Genomic DNA, 1,481 nt, shown 5'->3' on the forward strand with positions numbered 1-1,481 from the left:
TCTCGAAAGCGTGGAGAACGGCCGCCTCCGCTGTCACGCGAACGACCCCAGATCAGCAGGTCGGGTGACAGGCGAGGTAAAACGCCAAGCTGAGAAGCCGCACCGTGTTCTGGCGCAACGGTGGTCGGACGACATCGAGACGCGCTCCGCAGTAGAGCGCTGCGTGGACAGTTCTCTGCGGACCGAAGCCTTGATGCTGCTCGCCCTCGTATGGCCGTGTCCTTTGCGTGTGATGTCTGCGGCACCTTGAGACGGTGGCCTGCGACTCGCAGGATGGGGTCTTGGCCTGTTTCGGAATCTGCGCAGATTCGCCCTGCGAATTCCATGGGAAGGGTGTCGTTCAGGCGCGGGGTGTCTTCTCGCCGTGCACGGATGTGTTTTCGGCGGTGAGCCAGGGGCCCAGGTCGTCGATGAGCGTGCTGAGTACTGCTGGATCGGCCGAGGGGGTGCGGCCGATGGTCGCGGCGATACGCATCTGCTCGACGCGATCGGGATAGTAGCGGCCGAAGAGTTCGGCGGACTCGTTGAGGTCGCTGGTCCAGCCGTTCCAGCGGGGCGTGATCAAAGTGAATCCTGTGCGCACGATGCGGCGGTCGACGACGCGGCTGAGGGTCCGGCGGTCGACGTCCGTGGCGGCTTCGGCGGCTCGTGTGCGCCAGCGTTTCAGCGCGAGGCCGAGGTCGCCGTTCGTTTCGCGGGCGAGCAGGGTTGTGGGGCGGTATCGGGGTAGTCGTTCAGCGAGGTCGGGGCCGAGCAGCGGGGTGCACAGGCAGGCGATGAAGAAGCTGGCATCGTGGCGTTCGAGGTCGCTCAGCAGAGCGCGCGTGCTGGTCAGCAGGATGCCGACGCCATCGATCTGGGGGAATGCGTGGTCGAGGGCAGCCTCGATCGCTGTGGCGTCGGCGCGATCGGCTTCGGTGGGCTCGTTATGGAGGGCGAGCTGGAGGTCGAGGTCGGAGACTCCGGGGATGGCGGTGCCGCGGGGATGCTGCCGTAGATGTAGGCACTGTGCAGCCGCGCGTTGTCGAACGTGTCGGTGGATGAGTGCGGGCGGCGTCGATGACGGGGGTGCATGCTGATGGCACTCGGTCCAGTGCGCCTTCGCGTGCGATCGTTCCGTCGTGGTCCAGCCCGCGTTCGCTCATGAGGTCACTGTGCCTTGTGCTGCTCTGCGCTGCCGAGCGGATTTCCGAGGCGGTGTCACCGCTCCGCGAGTTCGGGGGGCTTGCGTTGGGCCGGTGTTCACCGGTGCCTGGTGTTCGGCTGAATCACACCGACTTGACGGAGCCCCGCTCGCAAGGTCACTCCGGAAATGGCAAGATCCCTCGCAATGTTGATCCGGAACTCGCAAGGCCCACCGCTACAGGGCATGGCCGGGCCATCCTAAGAGCCTGTCGGGTGGCCGGTTGATTACGCTGCGATGTAGTCCTCGACGGTGTTGGCTCGTGCGGTCTTGCGGTGGGATTCATGGCTCCACCGCA

At 65.6% G+C, this 1,481-nt stretch carries 1 pseudogene; it reads right to left on the reverse strand.

Going from position 1 to position 1,481, the window contains the following annotated elements:
- Nucleotides 1–340: 340 nt before the first annotated feature.
- Nucleotides 341–1,145, reverse strand: a pseudogene (locus ABZ826_RS39335) (nucleotidyltransferase).
- Nucleotides 1,146–1,481 lie beyond the last annotated feature (336 nt).

It is taken from the genome of Streptomyces sp. NPDC047515, from assembly GCF_040643055.1.
Taxonomy (GTDB): Bacteria; Actinomycetota; Actinomycetes; order Streptomycetales; family Streptomycetaceae; genus Streptomyces.